Here is a 2500-nt window from a genome sequence, read left to right as displayed (position 1 = left end):
TGTTGGTTTTCACGCGGAACTGAGCCGGTTTTTTCACCGAGAATTGAGCCACCTTCGAGTATGTTTTTCAGATCATGGTTTGGTCAAGGGATTGGGTTTTTCTCCTCTCTTAATTTCTGTTGCAGCCGCGCTGGCCTTGAAGCGGAAACTGTCGTTTCCAGTTTCCAGGATATGGCATCGGTGGGTCAGGCGATCGAGTAGCGCCGTCGTCATTTTGGCATCACCAAAGACGGACGCCCACTCGCTGAAGCTGAGGTTGGTGGTGATGACGACGCTGGTGCGCTCATAAAGCTTGCTCAGCAGGTGGAAGAGCAGCGCCCCGCCTGAGGCACTGAACGGCAGGTATCCGAGCTCATCGAGGATCAACAGATCCTGGCGAACCAGTGTCTCAGCGATCTGACCTGCCTTTCCTCTGGCCTTTTCCTGCTCGAGTGCATTGACCAACTCAATGGTCGAGAAGAAGCGGACCTTTCGACGGTAATGTTCGATCGCCTGGACGCCAAGGGCGGTCGCGACGTGTGATTTACCCGTGCCCGGCCCGCCGACAAGTACGATGTTCTGCGCCCCGTCCATGAACTCGCATCGGTGCAGTTGTCGCACGGTTGCTTCGTTGATCTCGCTGGCTGCGAAGTCGAAGCCGGAAAGATCCTTGTAGGCGGGAAAGCGCGCGGCTTTCATGTGATAAGCGATGGAGCGAACCTCACGCTCGGCCATTTCGGCTTTCAGCAACTGGGACAGGATTGGCACGGCCGCGTCGAACGCGGGAGCGCCTTGCTCGATCAGGTCCGTGACCGCTTGGGCCATCCCGTGCATCTTCAGACTTCGCAGCATGATGACAACGGCAGCACTTGCGGGATCATGACGCATGGCGACCTCCCACGATACGGACGCGCAGCCCATCATAGCGCTCGACATTCGCCTCAGGCTCGCACACCAGGGCCAATTCTGGCGGCGTATCGATGTTTGGTCCATCGGTCGTCTTGCCGTCGATCAGCATGTGAAGGAGATTCAGCACATGGGTTTTGGTTGCCACGCCTTGGTCCAGAGCCAATTCCACGGCCCTGACGACGACCTGTTCGTCGTGATGAAGGACGAGCGCGAGGATATCGACCATCTCGCGATCGCCGCCGGAGCGGCGAAGCATCTGGTCTTGCAAGCGCCGAAAGGCCAGCGGCAACTCCATGAAGGGCGCACCATTACGCAAGGCACCGGGCTTGCGCTGGATAACTGCAAGGTAATGCCGCCAGTCGTAAATCGTCCTCGGTGGCTTGTCGTGGCTGCGTTCTATGATCCGCGCATGTTCGCACAGGATATTGCCTTCAGCTGCAACGACCAGTCGCTCGGGATAAACCCGCAGGCTGACGGGCCGGTTCGCAAAAGATGCCGGTACACTGTAACGGTTCCGTTCAAAGGTGATCAGGCATGTCGGCGAGACGCGCTTGCTCTGCTCGACGAAGCCATCAAAAGCGGTAGGCAATGCCATCAATGCTGCCCGCTCATCAGCCCAGACATCGGCGATCGTACCGGGCAAATTGCCATGCGGGATCTCCCGCCACAGGTCCTGGCAATGCTGTTCCAACCAGACGTTCAGCGTTGCCAGATCCGGAAATTCCGGCATCTGTTGCCACAGCCGCGGACGAGAATCCTGCACATTCTTCTCGACCTGTCCCTTCTCCCAACCGGCGGCGGGATTGCAGAACTCGGGCGCAAAGACGTAGTGGTTCGTCATCGCCAGGAAGCGGATATTCACCTGCCGCTCCTTGCCGCGCCCGACCCGATCAACCGCCGTCTTCATGTTGTCGTAAATGCCGCGACCAGGTACGCCGCCAAACACCCGGAAGCCGTGCCAATGGGCATCGAAGAGCATCTCGTGTGTCTGGAGCAGATACGCCCGCACAAGAAACGCCCGGCTGTGCGATAACTTCATGTGCGCCACCTGCAGCTTCACGCGTTCCCCGCCGATCACGGCATAGTCCTCACTCCAATCGAATTGGAATGCTTCGCCTGGCCGGAAAGACAGCGGAACGAATATGCCTCGTCCAGTTGTCTGCTGCTCGCGTTGTCGCTCCGCTCGCCAATCACGAGCGAAGGCGGCAACCCGGCCATAGGAACCGGTGAAGCCGAGAACAACCAGATCGGCATGAAGTTGCTTCAGCGTTCGCCGCTGCTTGCGTGATTTGTTCGCCTCGGTTCTAAGCCAACTCGACAGTTTATCCGCAAAAGGATCCAGCTTGCTTGGTCGCTCTGCAACCGTAAATGTCGGCTCAATCGTTCCCGCGTTCAGATATTTGGTGATCGTGTTGCGTGAAAGACCGGTACGCCGGCTGATCTCCCGTATCGATTTCCTCTCGCGCAGTGCCATACGGCGGATGATGTTTAAAAGTCCCATGTGGATCACTCCGTTGCTCCCATCGCTCATAGCGGGGGAGTAGGTTCACATGGCTCAATTCTCGATGGAAATTAGTCGCCCAACCGGCTCAGTTCCGCGTGAAAACCAACA

2 protein-coding genes are annotated in these 2500 nt (G+C 57.8%); both read right to left on the bottom strand.

Features of this window, described 5'->3' with window-relative positions; translation table 11 throughout:
• Positions 1-72: 72 nt before the first annotated feature.
• Positions 73-867, bottom strand: coding sequence for an IS21-like element helper ATPase IstB (gene istB / locus DKP76_RS18835; RefSeq protein ID WP_035212023.1), 795 nt, complete (start codon positions 865-867; stop codon positions 73-75).
• The gene (gene istA / locus DKP76_RS18830) at positions 857-2389 is read right to left on the bottom strand and encodes an IS21 family transposase (RefSeq protein ID WP_109708174.1); all 1533 of its coding nucleotides are present in this window, start codon (positions 2387-2389) and stop codon (positions 857-859) included. Before istA ends, istB begins: the two co-directional genes overlap by 11 nt.
• Positions 2390-2500: the final 111 nt, after the last annotated feature.

Source organism: Falsochrobactrum shanghaiense (assembly GCF_003149535.1).
Taxonomy (GTDB): domain Bacteria; phylum Pseudomonadota; class Alphaproteobacteria; order Rhizobiales; family Rhizobiaceae; genus Brucella; species Brucella shanghaiense.
The sequence above is the reverse complement of the archived record's forward strand: the minus strand, read 5'-3'. Positions and strand labels throughout refer to the sequence as shown.